Origin of the sequence: Shewanella vesiculosa, from assembly GCF_009994065.1 — a bacterium.
Taxonomy (GTDB): domain Bacteria; phylum Pseudomonadota; class Gammaproteobacteria; order Enterobacterales; family Shewanellaceae; genus Shewanella; species Shewanella vesiculosa.
On record NZ_JAACSD010000003.1, the window covers coordinates 21895 to 45434 of the forward strand.

A 23540-nucleotide genomic window follows, 5' to 3' on the forward strand; every position below is an offset into this window, starting at 1 on the left:
CCATAAAAAAGGGCCTTAATGGCCCTTTTACTTTGTTGCATTACTGAGCCTTATCTATTATTCATTCAACATTGATTTTTAATCTAAAGTGTAAGCCAGTATACAATTTTAAGATGTGACAATTAATTGTAAAAACTTTCTGAGTAATTGGTTTTATTCATAAAATATCTCATCAAGTAAAATAGATTGTTTATCGTTATTTGATAAAAGTTTATGCTAATCTAAGCATAATCACAGTGTTTATTGCCAGCCAGCTAAGGTCAAATTCTATGAGTCAACGCAGCATTAATGCGCTATTTAAGCCAACGTCAGTGGCGGTTATCGGCGCATCTAACGGCAATAAACGTGCAGGAAAAGCGGTGATGAAGAACCTACTTTCGGGTGGTTTTTCGGGTCCAATTATGCCGGTAACACCTAAATATACCGCAGTCATGGGAGTCTTAGCTTACCCGAACATTGAAGCCTTACCCATCAAACCTGATTTAGCCATTATATGCACCAATGCGCTAAAGGTTCCCAGTATTGTCGAACGCTTAGCTCAATTTGGCTGCAAAGTGGCGATTATTATGGCCTCTGGGATGGCATCGCAAACCGACGAGCAAGGTAACAATTTACTCGAAATTACCAAGCAATATGCTAAACGCTACGGCATGCGTTTGTTAGGCCCTAACAGCCTGGGGATGATATTACCGCCAATGGGATTGAATGCCAGCTTAGCGCATGCAGGAGCTAACATAGGTAAAATTGCTTTTGTATCGCAATCTGCTGCAATTTGTACCACGGTTCTTGATTGGGCGAACAACAAGGGAATTGGCTTTTCATCGTTTATTTCACTAGGCGATGCCACCGATATCGATTTTGATGAATTACTCGATTACTTAGGCCGTGACAGTAAAACCAGCGCTATTATGTTGTACATTGATTCCATTAATGAAAAGCGCCATTTTTTGTCTGCCGCCCGCGCAGCCTCAAGAAACAAACCTATCTTTGTGATCAAATCAGGCCGCAGCCGAGAAGGCATTGAAGCGGCAATGCTGCATACTGGCGGAATTGGTGGCAATGATGCCGTTTATGAAGCCGCTTTTAGACGTGCAGGTATGCTTAGGGTAAATGATCTCATTGAATTATTTGCTGCAGTTGAAAGTCTGGCGCATTCTACCCCGCTTAAGGGAGAACGTTTAGTGATAATGAGCAATGGCGGCGGTCCTGCGGTACTGGCTGCGGATGAGTTAATTATCAAAGGCGGTAAACTAGCTCAATTATCCGAAAAAACAGTCACACAACTTAACGCTATTTTACCCAGTACCTGGTCGAAACAAAATCCTATTGACATGATTGGTGATGCCGACAGTCAACGCTACGCTGATACATTAAAAGTGCTTATGAGCAGTAACGACACTGACACTATTTTAGTGCTGCATTCGCCGTCTATATTGGGTGAAAGTGTCGAAATTGCCAATAGTATTATTGATACGGTTAACCAACATCCCAACCGACATCGAATTAATATGCTCACCAATTGGAGCGGTGAAGATTCAGCCTACCTCGGTCGTAAACGCTTTACCACTGCGGGTCTTCCTACCTATCGAACTCCAGAAGGTGCTGTAAGAGCCTTTATGCACATGGTTGAGTTTCGACGTAACCAAAAGCTACTCCAAGAAGTACCACAATCAATACCTGATAACATCCCCACTGACAGCAAGGCAGCACGGGCATTATTGCAACACAGCTTAGAAAACGGTCAAACGGTACTGGAAACTCATCAGGCGGTTGATATTTTAAGGGCTTACGGGTTAAACACCATTGAAACTTGGTTTGTAAAAGATGTTGATGAAGCGGTTAATGTCGCGAATCAAGCAGGTTATCCGGTTGCGCTGAAAGTGCAATCACCCGACATACTTTACAAATCAGATGTACATGGCGTGGTATTAAATTTAACCTCAGACGAAGAAGTTAGCCATGCAGCCCACTCTATTATTGAACGGGTTCATCAAATTAATCCTACAGCCAAAATTGACGGATTAATCATTCAAAAAATGGCCTTAACGGCAGGCGCACAAGAAATAAGAGTCTCGGTGATTAATGACCCAGTATTTGGCCCTGCGATCTGTTTAGGTGAAGGTGGCTCTGAATGGGATCCCACTCGCGATGCTGCTGTGGCACTGCCACCATTAAATATGGCGTTGGCACGCTATATGGTCATTCAAGCACTTAAAACGCATAAATTGCGTGACCGTCATTTACCCCTAGGGCTAGACATGAATGCCTTGTGTGTGATGCTGACTCAAATTTCACACTTGATTATAGATTGTCCAGAAATCGCCGAAATCGATATAAACCCCGTGTTGGCTGCGGGCGAAAGAATCACCTTATTAGACGTCAATATCCGTCTGCATGACACCCCACAAGATAATCTGAACAGATTAGCTATTTTGCCCTACCCTAAGGAATTAGAACAAACCACCACCTTAAAAAATGGTCTACACGTCATGTTGCGACCTATTTTGCCAGAAGATGAACCCAGGCATTTAGAGTTTGATAATTCATTAAGTGATGAAGACAGATATAAACGCTATTTTGGGGTGCGCTCGCGCATGACCCACGAAGAGATGGCGGTATTAACTCAAATTGATTATTCGCGAGAAATGGCGTTTATTGCAACCACAATGACTGCAGACGGTGAAGAGCTCACCTTAGGCGCCGTCAGAGCCTCTATAGACCCAGATAATACCGAAGCTGAGTTTGCAATGGCTGTGCGCAGTAACTATCAAGGGATAGGTTTAGGGAAGTTATTACTCGAAAAACTGATTGCCTATTACAAAACCAATAACACGCCTTTCTTAATGGGCTTTACCATGTTTGAAAACCGTAACATGGCCAACTTGGCTAAATCACTTGGTTTTACTGTGTCGTTTGATATGGAAGAACATCTGATAAAAATGCACATGGATTTACGCACTAAGGCTGAAGATAAATAACATTATGATGATCAAAAGGTAATGATTAACGGCAGCTAAACACAAACCTAAAATAATTCATGAACATTTGAGTACTCGGCTAAAAGTGTATAGCCATAAATCAGGGAATAAATACATTCGTGAATAAAGCGGTTTGGCATTAAGAGAACTTAACGCAATTTTTGCCTGCTGCTTTAGCCTTGTAGAGTTGTTCATCTGCTCGCGATAATAAAGTATCAACATCATCGCCAGTGTTAATGGTTGCCACACCAATAGAAACGGTAATATGGCCCAGATTTTGTTTTTTCTCTTTACCGATAGAAAGCTGCTTTAATGAAATTCGCTCGCGGATTTTTTCGGCGACTTTCACAGCATCATTAAGTTTGGCATTAGGTAACATCACGACAAACTCTTCACCGCCATACCGAGCGACTAAATCGTCACCTTTAACCGTATTCTTCATCGCTAAGGCGACATAGGCCAACACTTTATCGCCAATTAAATGACCAAAGGTGTCATTAAATTGCTTAAAATCATCGATATCAATCATTAACAGACTGCATACGGTTTGAGTATCAACAAACTTAGTCACCTGCTCCGCGGCAAACAGTTCATATGAACGGCGATTTTTTAATGAGGTGAGTTCATCCATCATGGCGACTTTACTTAAGTTGTCCATTTCATCTTTAAGATGAAGGATCTCTGTCGACAACGACTCTAGACTCGCCGACATTTGCCGGTTTTTGGCAATGACTTGTTCAACTTCAGCCGCTATACTCATCACAATAAGATTAAGATCATCGACATTAGGGTTGGTTTGCAGTTTTTCACCGTACTGATTGAGATTACTTGAGAATTTTTCTGTACCTTCATTAAGCTGCTCTATCTTACTCAGCAAACTATTGATCAAAATATGCGTTTCAATTTGCACATTTTCAATGATTTCTGGAGAGCGTTCTTCGATAAAGCGATTATATAAGCCTAGATTAACTTCGGGTGTGAATTTAACACCATTAGCAATTAAGCCATCAATAGAGCGCTTTAAATTAAGGTTCGTCTCAGCAAAATATTCAAACCAAATAGCATAATTTTCTGGCGTTACAGGAATAGCTAAAGACGCCATTTTAGGTAACGCTAAATTCAGAATATGCGCGGTTTGCTCAAGATTTTGGGTATTATGCATCGACGACGATACCTTTTTGATAAATACAATGTGTTAAAGGTTATCAGTATGTTATGTCATACTTATGAACTAAACTCAATTATTGTTCGTTATGTTAACCATTAAACATGGGAAAATTAACTTTATTTATTTAACCCTTTTTAAGTTACAGCACGTTTAATGTAAATAGATAAGCCAACCAGCCACTCATTATTGGCAATATTTACTCCATAAGGAAACAAGATGAACCAGCAAACATTTGCTTATGCAAAGAAAATATCTCTCACACTTACCGTTGTCATAGCGAGTGCATTATCATTTAGCTCTTGTGCGACCAACCCAGTTGACAACAATCACTTAAACAGCATAAACATCAGTAGCAGCGTGATGGATACCCGTGACTATCAAGCGCAAGAGTCCACAAAAATGTATCCAGCCCCCACTTCTGGAATGGTGCAACACATCCTGACATTGCCTGCTCTGACAAATGAACAAGATTACATGCTTGAAGTGCAAATAGGCCAAAATAAAGTCGTTGACTGTAATAAAACTCAACTGATGGGCGATATTAACACCCTATCATTACCTGGTTGGGGATATGTCTATTATCAAGTCGATCAGGTCATGCAGGGGCCGACGACCAGAATGATGTGTACTGAAGCGAAAAAAGCCAAATTTATTGTTCTCAATCAAGCCCTGACACTCAGCTATGACAGTCGTCAACCAAAAGTGTTTTATTTGCCACAAGGAACAGAATTACGCTATAGATTATGGAAAACCGCAAATGAGTTTGTGTTTAGTGGGCAGTAAGCTCTAGATATAAAGGACTTAAGTAATTCTTGAGTCTTTAATCATCGACTATTGATTGACTTTGTGGGGGCATCGCATTCAAGCAGCCAATAACGGTGCAGATAGAGATGATAAACATACTGGGGGGTTCAAGTTCTCAAGCTCTCTGATATTGCGCTCAGCACACCGAAAGCTTGGTGAGCTGAGCTTAATATAGGTTTTAGTAACGGCGCACCCTTACTACTTGCATTATTTCAATTTCAAAGCCACCAATGACCTCTTTCGATGGGTAATAAATCAAATTGACTTTATGATCTAACAAGCTCTTGAAACGTTGAGGTCGCTTGTATTTAAATGGCACATCACAATCTTTAATCATTAACGTTTGTACCACCCAGTCTCCAACTTGACGTTGAATATGGGACACGACTGTCACACCTTCACTTTGTATTAACTCACCGTGTCGCTCTAACAATATTTTAGGAACCGGTTTCATGAATTTACCTTCTTAACAGTATCCAGGATATCTTGATATCGATAAGCACTAAAACGTCCAAAGCCCTCTAATTGTTTAACTTTCAAACGACTAAACATTGGCATTATCATACCAGCAAGGAATTTAGCTTGCGTAGCAATGGTTGGAGTGGGTAACGATTTTGCTTGAGCCACTGAGATTAACGGTTCAAGCAATGTTGTCACTGTGGCCGAGTCTGGTAACGGAGCCACAGCTTGTTTGGATAAGATGGCAATTTGCCCACGACAAACGCTGCAGTGACCGCAATTTTGTGGCACTGAGTGGTCATCAAAATATTGAGCTAAATTCGCACTTAAACAACGATCAAGTTCAAAAAATTCGACTAGCTTACCAATCCGCACAATCTCTTTGTGTTCATTGTCACTAAAATATTGACCGAGTTGCTGAGTCAAATGGTGCAATTGTTGCGGTGTCGCTAATGCCTGCTCTTGTACATCATACACTTGAGTGATTTTTTTTGTCTCAAGAATAATCAAATTTTGCTCTGCTAAATAATCTAGTGCAGCCACAACACGCTGCCGTTCACAGCCATGTTGTTGATATAAAGTATCAAAATCCAACTGTCCCCAAATCTTTTTAAACTGTGTATGAGCAAACACTTGGCGAAGAAACTGCTGACGTTGTTGGTTAAATCGGCTGAGAATGACATCCTGCTCTTCAACAAAGCGGTATTTAAATTCTGCAAAATAAGCATAACTTGGACGGATCACGCCCAATAGCTCTAATTGGACAAATAAAGTTTTTAGCGGCAATGAGCGAATATTGCATGCGCTTGATAAAGGATATTCTTGTACTTCCCAGCGACCATTGTCGGTTTCTGAGGCAATGGTCTCTAATAACTGGCCAATGCTTTGTGGTTCAGGAGTGTCACCGTAAACGAAATTTTCAACAGTATTTAAGCCGTCTAAGTTAGCGAGTGTCACACAATGGGATAATTGACCATCACGCCCTGCTCGGCCAATTTCCTGACTGTAGTTTTCAATCGATTTGGGCAAATCAAAATGGATAACGAAACGAATATCGGATTTATCAATGCCCATGCCAAAGGCAATGGTTGCCACAATTACTTGGATTTGATTATCCATAAATTGCTGTTGAATTTGTTGACGTCGTATTTGATCCATTCCCGCATGATAAGCCGCGGCATTGATACCCTCAGCGATTAGGTGCTGGGCTACATCTTCAGCAGTTTGCTGCAAGGTGACATAAAAAATACCGCTACCGGAATAGTCTTTTACGGTACGTGTAAGCTGAGTAAGTTTTTGTTGCTGACTCACTGCAACAACTGCCAAATCTAAATTGGCTCGGTAAAACCCGGTTTGTACTATGTGTTGCGCGGACAAACCAGAACGCTTAGCCATATCTAATTTAACTTGTTCAGTGGCTGTCGCGGTTAATAATAAACTTTGCGGTATGGAAAACTCTTGGCAGTACTGAGGGATTTTCAGATAATCGGGGCGAAAATTATGTCCCCACTCCGAAATACAATGCGCCTCATCAACCACCAGCAAAGAAATGGGAACCGACTTGAGAAATTGCCTAAAGCGTTCATTTTTAAAACGCTCAACCGATACCATCAAAATCCGCGTACGTTGCTCACGAATATCGCGCATCACTTGCTGAGTTTGATCATAAGTTAAACTTGAATCAATACTCGCTGCAGCTATGCCTTTACTCGCTAAAAAGGCCAATTGATCTTTCATTAACGCTAATAACGGTGAAATAACCAAAGTCAGCTTAGGTAACTGTTGAGCGCAAAATTGATAACACAAGGATTTACCCGAACCGGTAGGAAATATGGCTAGCGCAGAATGGCCCGCTAAAATGGTTTCGATAACCGCCTGTTGGCCTTCTCTAAACTGAGTAAAACCAAATTGCTGTTGTAATTGTTGGTGCAATATCTGAGTTTCGGAAGATGTTGGGCAGGCTTCAGCGGCGGCTGAATCTATAAAGGGAGTCATAATAAATCCTATTATTAACCCCAAATAACATAGGATTAAACTGTTAACGATATGAGATCGAGCATCAGTAGCATGGAGGAAAAGCTAAAGCACGCTACGCTCAATCTAACGTTTACGGGCGATATACTGATTGATCAATTGAGTCAGTTTATCTTCAAAGCGTTCTTCTATGACATCAAGGTCTTGTTCAAAAGAGCTGATAAACTTAATTGCTTTATCACGAGATAAGACTTTTCCTGCAAGGCTGTATTGTATTTCAATCAAACTTTTATCTAAGCGAGGCGCAAGACACCAATGACATATATCGGCATTAAAATTCACTAATGCACGTTCTGCAACTTGGCAAAAAGCGTCAATATGATCGATGCCATCAGGGCCTAAACAACCCGGTTCAAGACGACACAACACAACCAATTTCTTAGCATTTAGCGCTTTAGCACTGTTGATCAACTCTTCCATAACGTATAAAACAGTCCTTAATGAAAACCTGACATTAGCGTAAAGCCTTAGCTTCGCTCATTTGTTAGCAATATAACTCAAGTAATAAACGTCTGTTAGCATCTCGTAATTAGTCACAATATGCAACCGTTTGGCGTCGATTCAGCCGCCTAAATACTGCGTTTTATGTGCTCATGACTGACTTTTAATGCGAGTTTGAACGCATCAATATACACAGCAATTGGGGTTAAGGTTTCTTTTGCGCGGCGATTACGCCCCAGCAATGAAGATTCTACGAATAAATCAAACCAGGTCGATAGTGCCAAACCATTTTGAGGCTCTTGAGCAGCGCTTAATGCCAGCGCCGCAACTTCAGCTGTGCCTAACTGAAAATCATGACTGCCTTTACGTAGTGCATAAGTCGCTAAGGTTTCTGGCGCAAATGATAATACCGGCATTTGATGTAAATACGGGCTTTTACGATACATTTTGATTGCTTCGCGCCAACTGCCATCAAGCATTACCAACAAAGGAATTTTAGCTTGCCCCTGCTCCGAAGTTAGCAAGGCTGGGGTTATTTGCTCAACAATAATTTGCTCGCTCTGCACATATTGTTGTGGAAACACTAAAAAGGGTTGGTATTGAGGATTATCGAGTAACGCTAACATTGCGCTGTCGGTATCTGTTCGAGTCCATAAAAATGCATGGGTATCTGGAATTAAATCAGCAATTAACCTGCCGCTATTAGTGGGCTTTAAGACTTCGTCGTTATACATCATCAACATAAAGCTAACGTTAGTGGTTAAATATTGCCGATGTTCACAGGTACAAAATAATTCACCTAAGAGACAAAGATTACACCTAATCAGCTTCTTACCGCGGGCACCAAACGGCTTAGTCGATAATGACTTTCGGTATTCATGTAAGCGATGGACTGCATGAATAGGCGGTTTAATTGATTTTATTGATAACTCTGACATTAAAGAACTCTGAGGTGAAAAAAATTCATCACCAAATTTGGTGATGAACGGATATGACACTGATGAGGTAATTATAAGATACGCCGCAATAAAAAGTCTGCTTTTAAACGGCGAATTCGATTCATAATTTTTTTCACTGGTTTTGGGTACTTCTGCAAGGTATCAATTTGGCTATAATGAAATAATCGTTCAGTGTGGAGTAAAATATAGTGCTGCTCTTTGATGAACGACTCTTTCCAACTCCCCGACTCATCATGCAACAATAAACCATTTTCTAAATCTAACGCCCAAGCTCGCGGGTTTAAGTTAGAGCCGGTGATCAGATGCTTGCGATTATCGGCACTAATGCCTTTTAAATGAAAGCTGTTAATCCCATCTTTCCATAAATGAATATTAAGTTGTCCATTCTCGATCGCCCACTGCTGATTCTTGGCAAATTTACGCAGTGATTGTTCATACATGTAAGGCAATGCACCAATGGTTGAAAAATCCTGATCCGGTGGAATATAAAAGTCATTGGCGGTTTTATCACCCACAACGATGTCTATTTTCTTCCCTTCACGCAGGTGTCTAGCTAATGCGCGAGTCAAAATCGTTGGTGGATTGAAATAAGGGGTACAAATAAACAGCTCTTTTGTAGAGGAATCGACCAGGTTGATCACAGTGTCGTTTAATTGGTTGTTCTTTCTGCCAAGGCCAACTAACGGTGTAATACGGTTACCGACTGTGGTTGACTTGTACTGATAGCGCACCTGAGATAAACGATGTTTAAAACTTTTGATGTCGTTCTTTTCAGGGTTTTCTTCAATATCGCCAGATTGACTTAATATGCTTACAGCAGGATCACTGACGATATCTTGTTTGATCATGTCACGCATGCTGCGAGCAAGCTCTGGACAGTCAATAACATGATATCTATCGAAACGGTATTTTTCTTGTTGCTGTAAATAAATATTGTTAATGCTCGCGCCACTGTAAATCACGGCGTCGTCAATAATAAAACCTTTAAGATGCAACACGCCCATAAATTCTCGCGACTTTACTGGCACGCCCACTATATCAAATGGGTGTGACGCTTCAGCCATTAATTTACGGTATAAAATATAGTTGCCACTGTCGCCCTTTTGACCAATTAAGCCGCGGCGTGCACGGTGGTAATCAACTAATACCTTAATATCTATTTGTGGATTTTGGGCTTTGACGTCTAATAACGCCTGCAATACTTCACGACCTGCTTCATCATCTTCAACATATAATGCCGCGATGTAAATTGAAGATGTTGCCGCTGCGATTTTAGTTAGCAAGGCTTGCTTAAAATCTTTCGGGTTAAGCAACCAAGACACAGCATCTGCATTTAGGGCAATACCACCTAGCTTATCCAGCAAGGCATCCTCCTTAAAATGGGTGACCATTACGCTTATCAGTAATGGGATCAAATTCAAAAACATCACAGCGATATATTGTAATTGTGAGTACGCTGTTCAATTGTTTAACAAGCATAAGGTTGCATGTTTAAGCACACGCTATGTTTGTCTCGACATAAAGGCCGTTTTTATAACCAACCTCAACTGATGATGTTTCTTACAACGCGATTGCGATAATACTGACAAAATAACATCTCAGTAAAAACAATACTGTTTAACGATAAATTATCGCCAGTCTATCAAACTCAAATCTGCTTTTGCTAAGACACAATATGCAATCAAATACTGCTGTTGCAGCACTGTAGCATTGTTATTTGGCAGATAGTTGAGATTGGCGTCCTCTTAAGCTGATAGAAATTACCGATTAACAAGGTGATGAGCAAGATTTTTCTTACTTAGCTGCCGTTTTAGTGTGTTTTTTTGCCGATAATTAATACTTTAATGCCATATTGCTTGCGAACTAGCCAGCCTATGGTCAGCTATAGAAACATGATAATCACACTAAAGGGATAAGCATGTCATCAAAAAGGACGAAACATTATCAAATTCGTATCAGCCAAGGTTAGCATCAGCTACCATAACCTATCGTTAGTGATACCTAGATGTAGACTTATATGACTTCAATACTATTCCATCTCCCACGGCCTCATTCATCTCATAGGCAACAACCTTTATGGCTGAGGCGTAGTTTATTTCTATTAGGGTCTTTGATGATCATCTGCCTGCCAAATACCGTCAGCGCAGTCGAGCCGCTTACTCAACCAGCGGTGGTGCAACCACAGATACCTTCTTCACCCCTAGAGAATATTAATCAACAACCCACAGCCCTGTATCTTGATAATATGTTGCAACTATTAAAACCGATACATTCACAGCTGGGCATTACCGTGTGGGATATGACCAGTCAAAAGACAGTATTTCAATATAATAATCAATCATTAATGCAACCTGCTAGTGTTCAAAAACTGTTAACCGCATTGGCAGCAACCAAGCAACTCGGTAAACAATTTAGCTATCAAACCCAACTCACAACCTTAGCCGATCAACCGCTGGATAAAACTCAGATTAACAATGGGATTTATTCTGGTGACATTTATATCGAATTCAGTGGCGATCCAACCTTAACATTCCAAGATTTACATCAACTTCTTGGTTCCTTAAGCACGTTGGGGATCACAAAACTTACCGGGAATATTATGTTGGCGAGCGAACAAGACAGCCAATTACAGGCACCTGGCTGGGTATGGGACGATTTAGGAATTTGCTACGCTGCGCCAATCTCACCTTTTATCATTAATAAAAATTGCGTCTATGGTCGATTATCCACCAATGGTTACAATAAAGTGGCGAAAATCACCATGATGGGAAATCGCCCAATTGACATCACTAATGACGCATATTTTGTTTCACCTACCATAGACAACCCAGTGGTAAAGCCCGCTGTTACATTACCAGTGACCAATGCTCTGCCTGCATACCTCACTGAGTCAGTACCCCAGTGTCAGTTAACCTTAAGTCGTTTCGATAATAATCGCTATCACCTAAGCGGTTGTCATGTCGGAGCTAAGTCATTACCTTTAGCAATAGCCATTAGCGATCCGCAAATTTACGCTCAGCACATCATAGCTAAACAACTCGAATCTTTAGGAATTCGCTATAACCACCCCATTACGACAATTAAGATGAACAAGCAGCCCAAGTTTATGGCGCAACGACAAGTTATTGCCAGCCACCAATCTGATGCTTTACCGCAATTGCTAGAAACCATGTTACTCGAATCAGATAATTTAATTGCCGACAGTTTATTAAAAAAACTCGGTGAGGTGTATTATCAAACCCCAAGCGACTTTGCTCGCAGTGGCCAGGCATTGAAAACCATTCTGTACTCGATAGGTATCGACTTATCGACGGCAAACATTGCCGATGGTTCAGGTTTATCACGCTATAACTTGCTCACACCAGAACACGTATTAAGTGTACTCACCGTCATATATCAACAACCAGAATACCGATTCTTGCTCGATTTACTTCCAGAGTCAGGTGTCAGTGGCACCTTACGCTACAAACGTTATTTTAATAAATCACCACTCAAACATCATGTATTTGCAAAAACCGGCAGTATGCTAGGAATTGCAAACTTGGCCGGTAGAGTGAATGTGAGTAATGGTCATAACTATTTATTTGTGTTGTTTGAAAATGGCTTAAGTCCTCAAATTAAAAAACAGCAAAAAGCCCCCTTTTCTGCAGTATTTTTACAAACCATGATGGATGTACCTAGATAATAAAGTTATAAAGCCGCAACGTGTATGGTTGCGGCAATCATGCTATTAACGCGCTCCTCACGGTTGACGATGCTCAAAAGTGTCGCAATAAACATCTATAAGCTATTCAAAAAGGTTAAATTATTAATTTATCGCCACAAATATCCTTTCAGCACTAGCGGATATTTTAACTTGCTATAACATTGTTAGCAGTAATCTTAAGATACCAATGTTTTATCGTGTGGAGATATTATGGATAAGCAAGTCAGTTCCCGTGGCACAAAAGAAAAAGCTCTTCGTTTAAACCTAGACGAAAAAAAGTACGGCACTATAGTTGAAATTGGTGCAGGACAAGAAGTCGCACGTAACTTTTTTGTCGCTGGTGCTGCTGCGGGTACGATAGCGAAAACCATGTCGGCCTATGATATGAAATTTTCTGACGCTATTTATGGTGTTCAAGAAGATGGTCGTTATGTCAGTAAAGCACGCGTATTGGCAATGATGGAGCAAGAGTTTGATCTCGTTGTTGACCGTGTTGGTGCCATTCGTTCTAAGTCTTCGCGTTATTTTACCTACGCAGCAACTGTCTCAGCCAAGAGCTTTAATCGTAAAAATGAATGTCATGCATGGTGTGGTGTGCGAATTCAAATGTACCCGGGGGCAGAGCCGTCTAATATTGTTGTTCATGTGCGTATGTTTGACGATACCGCTGAAGCACAACAACAAGCATTAGGGATTTTAGGGGTCAACCTCATTTACGCCAGTTATTACTATTTTGAAGATCCGAAAATGATTATCGATTCATTAACCGATAACATGAAAGCTAATCGAATAGAGATTGATTGTATCGACTTTCAAGGGCCCTACTTTGAAGATGTCGACAATCAAGCCAAGAATATTCATCTTATTCGCAGTTGGAAAACGCGCGCCATTATGTTTAAAGCGGATGGCAGTGTCGCAGTTCCTGCTGACATGCTTTACAAAAAGAACGTATTAACCATTCGAGGTTCATTTAAGCCAGTAACAAAACTTAATGTCGATATGATCGAACAAGGCTATAAAGCCTTTTCCTTACTCGATGGTGTAACAGATAAAAGTACCGTATTGATTGCTGAAATATCCTTAAATGACTTGAGCGGTAAAGATGCCAACATGTCTGAAAAAGACATTATGGAACGGGTCAAGTTACTTAATTTACTCGGCTACAATGTCATGGTGTCCGACTATACCCGATATTTCTCGTTACGAGCCTATTTCCGCCAATACACCCAATTACAAATCGGCATTGTGGTCGGTATGGTTAATATTAAACAAATTTTTGATGAAGAATATTATCGTGGAATGGAAGGCGGAATACTCGAAGCATTCGGTAAATTATTCCCCGATAACACGCGCTTGTTCGTTTACCCTGAACGAGATGAAAAAGGTGATCTAAATAACTTAACGACCATTAGTGTCCCCAATAATCTGCGCTATTTATTCCGTCATGTTCTCGATAATGGCTTTATCACCAGTATTGAGTCGAGCAACCCTGATTTATTTAATATTTTCTCGCGAGAAATTTTACAACAAATTTGCCGCGGTCAAGGCGATTGGATTAACGCCGTTCCGGAAGCCGTAAGCAAAGCAATCATGGAACAAAAATTATTTGGTTATCGTGGATAAAATCCTACCAACAGTCACCCTTAAGTATTTGATTTAAAGATTATTGATCACTGTAAAGCAACAACCTTTTGGCACAACTGCTATAGTGTATTATCGCTTCAATGGCTAACCTGTATTGGGTTAGCCATTTTTATGTGTATCACCTAGACAATGCGCTAGCCGTTAATAAAACTCATCTATTTTTACTTCCTCAATGCAATAAGAACTGGTTCTACATCCAGATAATTGCCTTAACAATGCTTATCGTTAAGGCTAATGATGTATTTAAACCTACCCACTAAATGGCATTGGCATAAAACATGTCAGTCACAGCGGCTTTAAAAAAGGTTAATGGTGTTAATCTTGGCTCTCATTAGGGCTTGTTGATAAACAGTGTAAACATTATGACTTGGCAAAACCGACGGTATATTTCCATCATGATGTTATTTACTGGTGCATTTATGGTATTGATAACTAGACTGAGTTTATTACGTTAGCGCAAACTTGAATCAACGGCTTACTTTTATGTATCAATAAAAGCGATTAACTGAACCGGAAAAAGTCGCTTTAATTAGTAACCACAGTCAGTTAGCCTGAGCTTGTCATCCAATGATATATCAAAATTAAGCTACTCTAGTGATAAAGGGAAATCTCATGGACAAAGTACAACATAGTCAAGGTAAGTGCCCTGTTATGCATGGCAGCAATACTTCAAACGATAGCCATAACATGGATTGGTGGCCTAAAGCGATCAATCTCGATATTCTCCATCAGCATGACAAAAAGACGGATCCAATGGATCCGACGTTTAATTACAGCGAAGCATTCAAAAGCCTCGATCTCGCTGCTGTAAAACACGATTTAACCACTTTAATGACAGACAGTAAGGATTGGTGGCCAGCAGATTGGGGCCATTATGGTGGATTAATGATCCGCATGGCTTGGCATTCTGCAGGTACATATCGAATTGCTGATGGTCGCGGTGGCGCAGGGACTGGCAATCAACGCTTTGCACCAATCAATAGCTGGCCTGATAACGTTAACCTCGATAAAGCGCGCAGACTGCTTTGGCCGATCAAAAAGAAATATGGCAATAAACTCTCTTGGGCTGATTTGATCATTTTAGCCGGTAACGTAGCTTATGAGTCTATGGGGCTAAAAACATTTGGTTTTGCTGGTGGCCGCGCCGATATATGGCATCCAGAAACAGATATTTATTGGGGATCTGAAAAACAATGGCTTGCACCAAGCGGTTCAGAGCACAGCCGCTATTCTGGTGAAAGAGATCTTGAAAATCCATTAGCAGCCGTAATGATGGGATTAATTTACGTCAACCCTGAAGGTGTTGATGGTAATCCTGATCCATTAAAAACCGCCCATGATATTCGCACTACTTTTGAACGTATGGCAATGAATGACGAAGAAACCGTCGCGTTAACCGCGGGTGGACATACTGTTGGTAAATGTCACGGTAATGGCAATGTCGACAATTTACAAGCCGAACCTGAAGGTGCTGAATTAGAAGACCAAGGCTTTGGTTGGTTAAATAAAACCAGTCGAGGCATAGGCCGAGATACCGTTTCCAGTGGAATCGAAGGTGCCTGGACAACCCATCCTACTCAATGGGATAACGGCTACTTTGAATTACTGCTTAACTACGAGTGGGAACTGAAAAAGAGTCCGGCTGGTGCATGGCAATGGCAACCTATCGACATCAAGGAAGAGCATAAACCGGTTGATGTTGAAGACCCATCTATTCGCTTAAGTCCAATTATGACCGATGCTGATATGGCGATGAAAATGGATCCTGAATATCGCAAAATTTCAGACCGTTTTTATCAAGACCCTGCCTATTTCTCAGAGGTGTTTTCCCGCGCGTGGTTCAAACTGACTCACCGTGATTTAGGTCCTAAAAGTCGTTACCTTGGAACTGATGTGCCTGCTGAAGATCTTATTTGGCAAGACCCTATTCCACAAGTCGATTACAGCTTAAGTGAACAAGAAATCACTGAGCTTAAAGCTAAAATTTTATCCAGTGAATTAAACATTGCTGAACTGGTGGCGACAGCTTGGGACAGTGCCCGAACTTTCCGAGGTTCAGATTATCGCGGTGGAGCCAATGGGGCGCGTATTCGTTTAGCGCCGCAAAAAGACTGGCAAGGCAATGAACCCACAAGATTAAATAAAGTGTTAGATACCCTAACTGATATTCAAGCTGGGCTAACAAAACCTGTGAGTATGGCCGACTTAATCGTCCTAGGCGGAACCGCTGCGGTTGAAAAAGCAGCTCACGCAGCAGGCGTTAAGATTACTGTGCCATTTGCTCCCGGTCGTGGTGACGCCACTGCAGAGCAAACCGATATTGAGTCGTTTGAAGTGTTAGAGCCATTACACGATGCTTATCGTAATTGGCAAAAGAAGGACTACATTGTTCAGCCAGAAGAAATGATGCTCGACCGTACTCAATTAATGGGCCTAACCGCTCATGAAATGACGGTCTTAGTCGGCGGTATGCGAGTGCTAGGTACTAACTATGACAATACTAAACACGGCGTATTTACCGATAATGTAGGCGTATTATCGAATGACTTTTTTGTTAATTTAACCGATATGTCATACACATGGAAACCTGCCGGCGATAACCTGTATTACATCATCGATCGCAAAACAGGCAAGATGAAGTGGTCTGCGACGCGTGTTGATTTGGTCTTCGGCTCAAACTCTATTTTACGCTCTTATGCAGAAGTCTATGCTCAAGATGACGCAAAAGAAAAGTTTGTTAAAGACTTTGTTAAAGCATGGACTAAAGTCATGAATGCTGATCGATTTGACTTAGCGTAGTGACTATCGTCAGTAATAATGTTTAGTTTGTAAAATAACAACAGGGCAGAATGTATTATTCTACCCTGTTGTTATATTGGGTTAAATCGCTCAATACAGGTTAAGTAACCTCAAGATCAATTCATACGCTTTACTTCAAAATCCATTTTCACTTTCACTGGTACTCGCTTAATATTCGATGCCGCTGGCACATACTGCTGTTTTGGCATCTTATTGACTAATGCTTGCGTCATCCAGCCCTCTGGCTGCGAGCTAATAAGCTCTTTGCTGACTTCGTTACCGTTTGAGTCAATCGTAATATAATATTCACCCTTACCTGCACCTCTTGGTAACCAATCAGGACGTTTGTTTAACATTACAGGTTTAATCTGCTCCAATGACCAATATTGATTAAGTTGAGAATTTTCAATAGTGATTACCTTTGTATTAAACACGGCTTGAGGTACTTGAACAGTTTCAAGTTGAGTTTGGCAAGCCGTTAACATCATCGCCGGTAAAAAAAGTAGTGACATATATTTATTCATTAATATCTTCCTTGAAATGACTTAACATTAATTATTAACAACCAGCAGTTAAGCCATACTGACAAAAAAATCGCATCAATAGAAGCAAAAAAAGCACTGAAAATCAGTGCTTTTTATATTTAATAAACAACTTACAGTAAACTCAGCCTTTTAAGGCTTGGTCAATCATAGTCTGTGCTTGAGTAATAATGTCATCCAAATGCTGCTGACTAATAAAGCTTTCGGCGTAGATTTTAAACAAGGCTTCAGTACCTGATGGACGCGCAGCAAACCAGCCATTTTCGGTAGTGACTTTAATGCCACCAATGGCGGCATTATTGCCAGGTGCGTGGCTTAAAATAGCCGTAATGGGTTCACCCGCTAATTGAGTGTCAGTGAAACTATCACGATTTAATTGCTCAAACTTGGCCTTTTTCTTAAGGCTAATAGGGCTATCAATACGAGTATAAAAACTCTCGCCAAACTTGGTCGTTAACTCTTGATAACGCTGAGCGGGTGTTTTACCGGTTACGGCTAAAATCTCCGCCGCAAGCAAGGCTAAAATAAAACCATCTTTATCGGTACACCAAGTACTGCCATCACGCTTTAAAAAAGCGGCACCGGCACTTTCTTCACCGCCAAATGCTATGGTGCTTTGGGCTAAGCCATCAACAAACCACTTAAAACCAACTGGTACTTCTAAACAATGACGGCCTAAGGCATTACAAACCCTGTCGATCATCGCGCTTGATACTAAGGTTTTACCAACAGCTAACGACTCTGACCATTGCGGACGATGGGTCATTAAATAATCTATCGCAACAGCTAGGTAATGATTCGGGTTCATCAAACCAAATCCCGGGCACACAATACCGTGGCGGTCATAATCTGGGTCATTACCAACACATAAATCATAATCTTCGCTGAAGGCTAATAAGCCTGCCATCGCATAAGGAGAGGAGCAATCCATGCGGATTTTGCCGTCTTTATCTAATGGCATAAAGCCAAAAGTAGGATCAACTTTGTCATTAACTAAGGTGATATCAAGACCATATTGTGTCGCAATATGTTGCCAATAATAAATACCTGACCCACCTAAAGGATCAACACCTATTCGAATATTGGCTTTTTTAATCGCCTCCATATCAATCACTTCAGCAAGAGATTCAACATAAGGTGCAATAAAATCGACTTCATCAATCCAGCCGGATTTAACCGCGACACCGTAATTGACTTTTTTAACGCCTGACAGCTGATTGGCTAGATATTCATTAGCTTTTGTTTCGATGATTTTAGTAATTTCACCTTCAGCAGGTCCACCATGAGGTGGATTGTACTTAATGCCACCATCTTGTGGAGGATTGTGCGAAGGTGTAATGATTAAGCCATCGATTAAGGCAGCAGGTGCAGACGAATTGGCACGAACAATTGCTTGAGATACGACAGGTGTCGGGGTAAAACCGTCATCTTGTTGAATTAATACTTTGACTTGGTTAGCCGTTAACACTTCAATGACTGACATAAACGCCGCATAAGACAGTGCATGAGTGTCAAAACCAACAATCATTGGACCGGTAATATTGGCAGAAATACGATAATCAACCACAGCTTGGGTGATAGCCCATATGTGGTTTTGATTAAAACTAGCGGTATAGGCACAACCACGATGGCCTGAAGTGCCAAACGTCACTTTTTGCTGCACGTCTTCCACGTTTGGAATAATGCGATAATAATGACTCATTAATTTAGGAATATTCACTAAATCCGTTTGTAAAGCTTGCTGCCCTGCGCGTGTGTGAATGGCCACGAATGGTCTCCTGTTAGTAAATGAAAAATATAATTCTCAACAAAATTCAAACATTAAATGTGTTCAGCGATACTCTTGGCACGTTCACTATCGCAACCTAAATGCTCTAATACTTCAGTTAATATCGTTTGTTTTTTGGCAGTATTGTTATTGGTTGTCACCCAAAACCCGCTAGCAGCGATTTCTTTTGGATTAGAAGATTGACTAGAATTGAGTAGCGCTTGTTTAGAACGGGCAAAATACAAGCGCCCTTTCCCTTGTACATTCAGTACTTTATCAAAGTCACTGCGAGCTGTGGTTTCAAGACTGGCTAATAAGTGCATAAAACGCCCTACTGCACCTTTTTGCTGGCTCAACAAATGCTGACTAACAATAGCATCAAAATCAATCGTTGCTGATGACGATGTTTGTTCATCTGCAGGATTGTATTGGCCGGTGCTATTTTGTTCAGCAATGATTTTTTCAACAGCAGCTTTTGCTTGGTTAAAAACCGGATGATGACTAGCTGCTGATTCAGATTCTAAACTAGGCTGACTGATGGAAGCGGGTAAACTTATATCGACATTTTCAACTGACAAGTTCAGTAAACGACGTAAAATATCCGAAGCGCTTTCGCCAATGCGTTCAGTCTTACTGGCAATAAAGCGATAAAGTTCTTCGTCAATCTCAATGTATTTCATCAGAGTCATCCTTTTTCTATCGGTCTTTGTACTACTGTCGCCATTATTTGACTGGCGCTTGGTAATTCGGGAGCGCAGATCGCCTATTACTAATGCGATCAAAAATTATGGCTTCAGTGTAAGCCAAGCTTAACCAACTAATAAAGTCACAAAATCATTAAATGGCCTATATTCTTAAAAATTTATCAAAAGGCGGGTAAAATATCATCAACAATGGTCACTATCGTTATGATGACTTGATTTGATTGGCTCATTACAGCAAAATCTGCCGTACAAATTGTCCCAATGAGCTTATTGCGTTATGCATTTCGTATCTTCTGGTCAAGGTGAAGCCGTCCTACTTATTCACGGGCTATTTGGCAATCTTGATAATCTAAAAAATCTCGGTAGTGTGCTTGAGCAACAACATCAAGTTATTCGGGTTGACGTCCCCAATCATGGCTTAAGTGAGCATTGGGATCAGATGGACTACCCACAGTTGGCTGATGCCATGATAGATGTTCTCGATGAATTACATCTTACACAAGCCCATGTGGTTGGCCACTCAATGGGTGGTAAAATTGCCATGGCAATGGCACTGCTACATCCTGAGCGAGTTATAAGCTTGGTTGTTGCCGATATCGCACCTGTTGCTTACAGCCCAAGACATCAAATCGTGTTTGCAGGCCTAACCAGTTTAGAATTAAACGCCAATACCACACGCAAATCAGCCTTATCACATTTAACGTCTGCCGGTATTGATGAGCCAACATCGCAGTTTTTACTTAAGAATCTGCAACGCACTGATAGCGGTTTTGAATGGAAAATGAATTTAACTGGGCTAATTGAATCTTATGATCGTATTATTGGCTGGACATTACCGTTAACAGACGACAATCATTTCGATAAGCCTGCATTATTTATCCGTGGCGGTGAGTCAAATTATGTCACGGCTGAACATCGCGATGAGATCATGCGTCAATTTCCACATGCCAGCGCGAAAACACTAAATGGCACAGGTCATTGGTTACATGCCCAAAAGCCAGAGATATTTAACCGTATCGTGTCTGAGTTTATTGAACAAAACCAAGGGTAAATTTTTAATATTTCCCCTTTTGTACATAGCCGATCGTATCCTGATGTGATATATTCGCGCCCTCTTTTCGCCAGACACTTAATCGCGAAGGTAGAAGTATGTTAAACCAATACATGGATCAAATTGAAGCGGTTGGCTTAAACCTGTTTTTTGCATCGATATTCTTTTTTATCGGCATGGCTATCCATGATGTGCTTAAACAGGGTGACGTCCCCAAATTTGGTCGATATATTGTTTGGGCAGTGTTATTCCTCGGCTGCGCCGGGTTTATTGCAAAAGGTATTATTCAGATGACCTGGGAAGGCTCTGGGATCGGTTAAAGAGTACAATGGCAAAAGAAACAACAGATAGAACGACTATTGACCTTTTTGCCGCAGAAACTCGCCGTGGGCGTCCGAGAAGTAACCCACTGTCTCGTGAGCAGCAATTAAAGATCAATAAGCGTAACCAAATTCAGCGTGATCGCGCTAACGGTTTAAAACGAATAGAGTTAAAGGTGTCACAAGATTTATATGATGCCTTGAACCAACAAGCTTTGAACAGTAACATCAGCCGTAGCCAGTTAATCGAATTTATTCTGCAACAGCAACTCGACAACTGAGACGTTTTTAGAACATCGCACAACGCGAACTAGATATTTAAAGGATAGACAATGGCAACTGTAGGTCTTTTTTTCGGTAGCGACACTGGCAACACCGAAGCTGTAGCCAAAATGATCCAGAAAAAACTGGGTAAAAGCATGTTAGATGTCAAAGACATCGCCAAGAGTACTAAAGAGCAAATTGCTGAATACGATTTGCTTATGTTTGGTATTCCAACTTGGTATTACGGCGAAGCACAGTGTGATTGGGATGATTTTTTCCCGGAACTTGAGCAAATCGACTTCACCGATAAACTAGTCGCTATTTTTGGTTGTGGTGACCAAGAAGATTATGCTGAATACTTCCTTGATGCTATGGGCATGATACGAGACATCGTTGAAGCTCGTGGTGGCATTATTATTGGTAATTGGCCATCAGAAAGTTATAACTTTGAAGCATCTAAAGGCATGGCTGATGACAAGCACTTTGTTGGTTTAGGGATTGACGAGGATCGTCAGCCAGAACTTACCGAAGAACGTGTTGACGGTTGGGTTAAGCAGATATATGAAGAAATGTGTTTAGCTGAGTTAGAAGACTAACCCACATCATCAGATTAGTTTTGTGCTTGAAAGCGGCTTTATTGCCGCTTTTTTATACCTATAGTTTAGGTTTAACGATTAAGTAACTATTAATATGTCAGTCCATCATTCAAACCCATTATCCCCTCATTGGGATATCTTTTGTACCGTGGTTGATAACTACGGCGACATAGGTGTAACTTGGCGTTTAGCTAAACAATTGGCAAGCGAATATGGCATACCCATTAATTTATGGGTCGACGATCTATTGAGTTTTTCTCATATTTTACCCTTGCTCAATCCTGCAAAAAGCCAGCAGGAATTTAATGGCGTGAATATTTTTCACTGGGAAACCCCAATTAAAATAGAGTATGAAGCTGGTGCCGTGATAATAGAAGCCTTTGCTTGTGAATTACCATCACAGGTTAAATCTATTATTGGCCAGTTACATATTCAGCCAGATACTCAGACGCCTATTTGGTTAAACCTTGAATATTTAAGCGCTGAAAAATGGGTTGATGGCTGTCATGGACTACCATCGACACAGCCCAATGGTGTTAAGAAGTGGTTTTACTTTCCAGGATTTAGCCCTAAAACTGGCGGACTGATTTGTGAAACACAATTGTTCAAGCAACGAGATCAATGGCAAGCCGATCCTAAACATAAATTAGCATTATTCGAGCAACTAGGTTTGCAGGGTATTAATGCTCAAGATAGGGTAATCAGTGTTTTCAGTTATGAAACTCCCGCGTTAACTGCGCTGTGTGAATTATGGCAAGCATCGTCAACGCCCATCCATGCGCTTATCCCTAAAGGCCGTAGTTTACATAGTTTATCCAGTTTATTGCCTTGCGCCATTACAGATTTGATGCCCGGTCAACAATTTACTCTTGGCAACCTAACCATACATATATTACCTATGACAGATCAAAATGACTTTGATCGCTTGCTATGGAGCTGTGATTTTAATATTGTGCGGGGTGAAGATTCGTTTTTACGTGCTCAATGGGCCGCAAAACCCTTTATATGGCACATTTATCCTCAAGAAGATGATTATCACCTGGTAAAATTACAAGCTTTTATGCAAATTTACTGCGATAATCTTGCTCCAGAAATTGCTACCACTTGGTCTGAGGTGAATTCGGCCTTCAACTGTGGTGATACAAACTCGGTAGTAATGCACTGGCAACAGTTAAATTCTGTTAGTTTGCCTTTAACGCACCATGCGATTAAATGGCCAATTAACGCTTTAAATGATGCAGATCTTGCGAGTCGACTCGTTCAATTCGTTAACAATTGCTAAGATACTGCTCTATAAATAAAA

Annotated in this window: 19 protein-coding genes; 10 read left to right on the forward strand and 9 right to left on the reverse strand. The window is 40.9% G+C overall.

The annotated features are described in order from the left end of the window. Positions 1–269 precede the first annotated feature (269 nt). Positions 270–2978 (forward strand): bifunctional acetate--CoA ligase family protein/GNAT family N-acetyltransferase, encoded by a 2709-nt coding sequence (locus tag GW828_RS00215; protein WP_273057342.1) that lies wholly within the window; start codon positions 270–272, stop codon positions 2976–2978. 139 nt (positions 2979–3117) lie between these two features. Here the strand turns inward: GW828_RS00215 and GW828_RS00220 are convergent, their stop codons facing one another. Continuing rightward, positions 3118–4140: a GGDEF domain-containing protein gene (locus tag GW828_RS00220; protein ID WP_182697419.1), complete on the reverse strand. Its 1023-nt coding sequence runs from the start codon at positions 4138–4140 to the stop codon at positions 3118–3120. A gap of 222 nt (positions 4141–4362) precedes the next feature. Between GW828_RS00220 and eco the strand changes: the two genes are divergently transcribed. After that, entirely contained in the window at positions 4363–4929 is a 567-nt protein-coding gene (gene eco, locus GW828_RS00225; protein ID WP_182741811.1) for a serine protease inhibitor ecotin, read from the forward strand. Between the two features lie 199 nt (positions 4930–5128). On the opposite strand, the gene GW828_RS00230 is transcribed toward eco, so the two are convergent. The 5 genes from GW828_RS00230 to pssA all read right to left on the reverse strand — a co-directional run bounded on the left by GW828_RS00230 (position 5129) and on the right by pssA (position 10234). Then, the gene (locus tag GW828_RS00230) at positions 5129–5404 is read right to left on the reverse strand and encodes a hypothetical protein (protein ID WP_124014948.1); all 276 of its coding nucleotides are present in this window, start codon (positions 5402–5404) and stop codon (positions 5129–5131) included. Beyond that, complete coding sequence (locus GW828_RS00235; RefSeq protein WP_273057339.1) at positions 5401–7404, reverse strand: RecQ family ATP-dependent DNA helicase; 2004 nt, start codon at positions 7402–7404, stop codon at positions 5401–5403. Before GW828_RS00235 ends, GW828_RS00230 begins: the two co-directional genes overlap by 4 nt. A gap of 105 nt (positions 7405–7509) precedes the next feature. Beyond that, complete coding sequence (locus tag GW828_RS00240) at positions 7510–7863, reverse strand: hypothetical protein (RefSeq protein WP_124014950.1); 354 nt, start codon at positions 7861–7863, stop codon at positions 7510–7512. Between the two features lie 149 nt (positions 7864–8012). Beyond that, positions 8013–8822 (reverse strand): tRNA-uridine aminocarboxypropyltransferase, encoded by an 810-nt coding sequence (locus GW828_RS00245; protein ID WP_182741809.1) that lies wholly within the window; start codon positions 8820–8822, stop codon positions 8013–8015. 71 nt (positions 8823–8893) lie between these two features. Then, positions 8894–10234 (reverse strand): CDP-diacylglycerol--serine O-phosphatidyltransferase, encoded by a 1341-nt coding sequence (gene pssA, locus GW828_RS00250; protein ID WP_124014952.1) that lies wholly within the window; start codon positions 10232–10234, stop codon positions 8894–8896. Between the two features lie 722 nt (positions 10235–10956). Here pssA and dacB point away from each other — a divergent pair. The 3 genes from dacB (at position 10957) to katG (ending at position 16992) form a co-directional block, all read left to right on the forward strand. Next, positions 10957–12528 carry a D-alanyl-D-alanine carboxypeptidase/D-alanyl-D-alanine endopeptidase gene (gene dacB / locus GW828_RS00255; RefSeq protein ID WP_273057334.1) on the forward strand — a complete coding sequence of 524 codons (1572 nt, stop codon included), beginning with the start codon at positions 10957–10959 and terminating at the stop codon, positions 12526–12528. A gap of 231 nt (positions 12529–12759) precedes the next feature. Beyond that, complete coding sequence (locus tag GW828_RS00260) at positions 12760–14172, forward strand: TonB-dependent receptor (protein WP_124014954.1); 1413 nt, start codon at positions 12760–12762, stop codon at positions 14170–14172. Between the two features lie 633 nt (positions 14173–14805). Continuing rightward, positions 14806–16992 (forward strand): catalase/peroxidase HPI, encoded by a 2187-nt coding sequence (gene katG, locus GW828_RS00265; RefSeq protein ID WP_273057332.1) that lies wholly within the window; start codon positions 14806–14808, stop codon positions 16990–16992. 116 nt (positions 16993–17108) lie between these two features. Here the strand turns inward: katG and GW828_RS00270 are convergent, their stop codons facing one another. From GW828_RS00270 to seqA, 3 genes are all read right to left on the reverse strand, one after another. Beyond that, entirely contained in the window at positions 17109–17516 is a 408-nt protein-coding gene (locus GW828_RS00270) for a hypothetical protein (RefSeq protein ID WP_273057330.1), read from the reverse strand. Positions 17517–17658: 142 nt separating this feature from the next. Continuing rightward, positions 17659–19302, reverse strand: a complete 1644-nt coding sequence (gene pgm / locus GW828_RS00275; RefSeq protein ID WP_182723785.1) for a phosphoglucomutase (alpha-D-glucose-1,6-bisphosphate-dependent) — start codon at positions 19300–19302, stop codon at positions 17659–17661. Positions 19303–19355: 53 nt separating this feature from the next. Then, entirely contained in the window at positions 19356–19982 is a 627-nt protein-coding gene (gene seqA, locus GW828_RS00280; RefSeq protein WP_273057327.1) for a replication initiation negative regulator SeqA, read from the reverse strand. Between the two features lie 301 nt (positions 19983–20283). Here seqA and GW828_RS00285 point away from each other — a divergent pair, with 301 nt between their 5' ends. The 5 genes from GW828_RS00285 (at position 20284) to earP (ending at position 23519) form a co-directional block, all read left to right on the forward strand. Further along, entirely contained in the window at positions 20284–21057 is a 774-nt protein-coding gene (locus tag GW828_RS00285) for an alpha/beta fold hydrolase (protein WP_182723787.1), read from the forward strand. Positions 21058–21155: 98 nt separating this feature from the next. Then, on the forward strand, positions 21156–21377 hold the full coding sequence (locus tag GW828_RS00290; protein WP_124014960.1) for a DUF2788 domain-containing protein: 222 nt from the start codon (positions 21156–21158) through the stop codon (positions 21375–21377). Positions 21378–21385: 8 nt separating this feature from the next. After that, a complete protein-coding gene (ybfE, locus tag GW828_RS00295; RefSeq protein ID WP_011637372.1) occupies positions 21386–21658 on the forward strand; it encodes a LexA regulated protein in 273 nt (90 codons plus the stop codon). 51 nt (positions 21659–21709) lie between these two features. Further along, on the forward strand, positions 21710–22237 hold the full coding sequence (fldA, locus tag GW828_RS00300) for a flavodoxin FldA (protein WP_124014961.1): 528 nt from the start codon (positions 21710–21712) through the stop codon (positions 22235–22237). 94 nt (positions 22238–22331) lie between these two features. Further along, the gene (gene earP / locus GW828_RS00305) at positions 22332–23519 is read left to right on the forward strand and encodes an elongation factor P maturation arginine rhamnosyltransferase EarP (RefSeq protein ID WP_273057316.1); all 1188 of its coding nucleotides are present in this window, start codon (positions 22332–22334) and stop codon (positions 23517–23519) included. Positions 23520–23540: the final 21 nt, after the last annotated feature.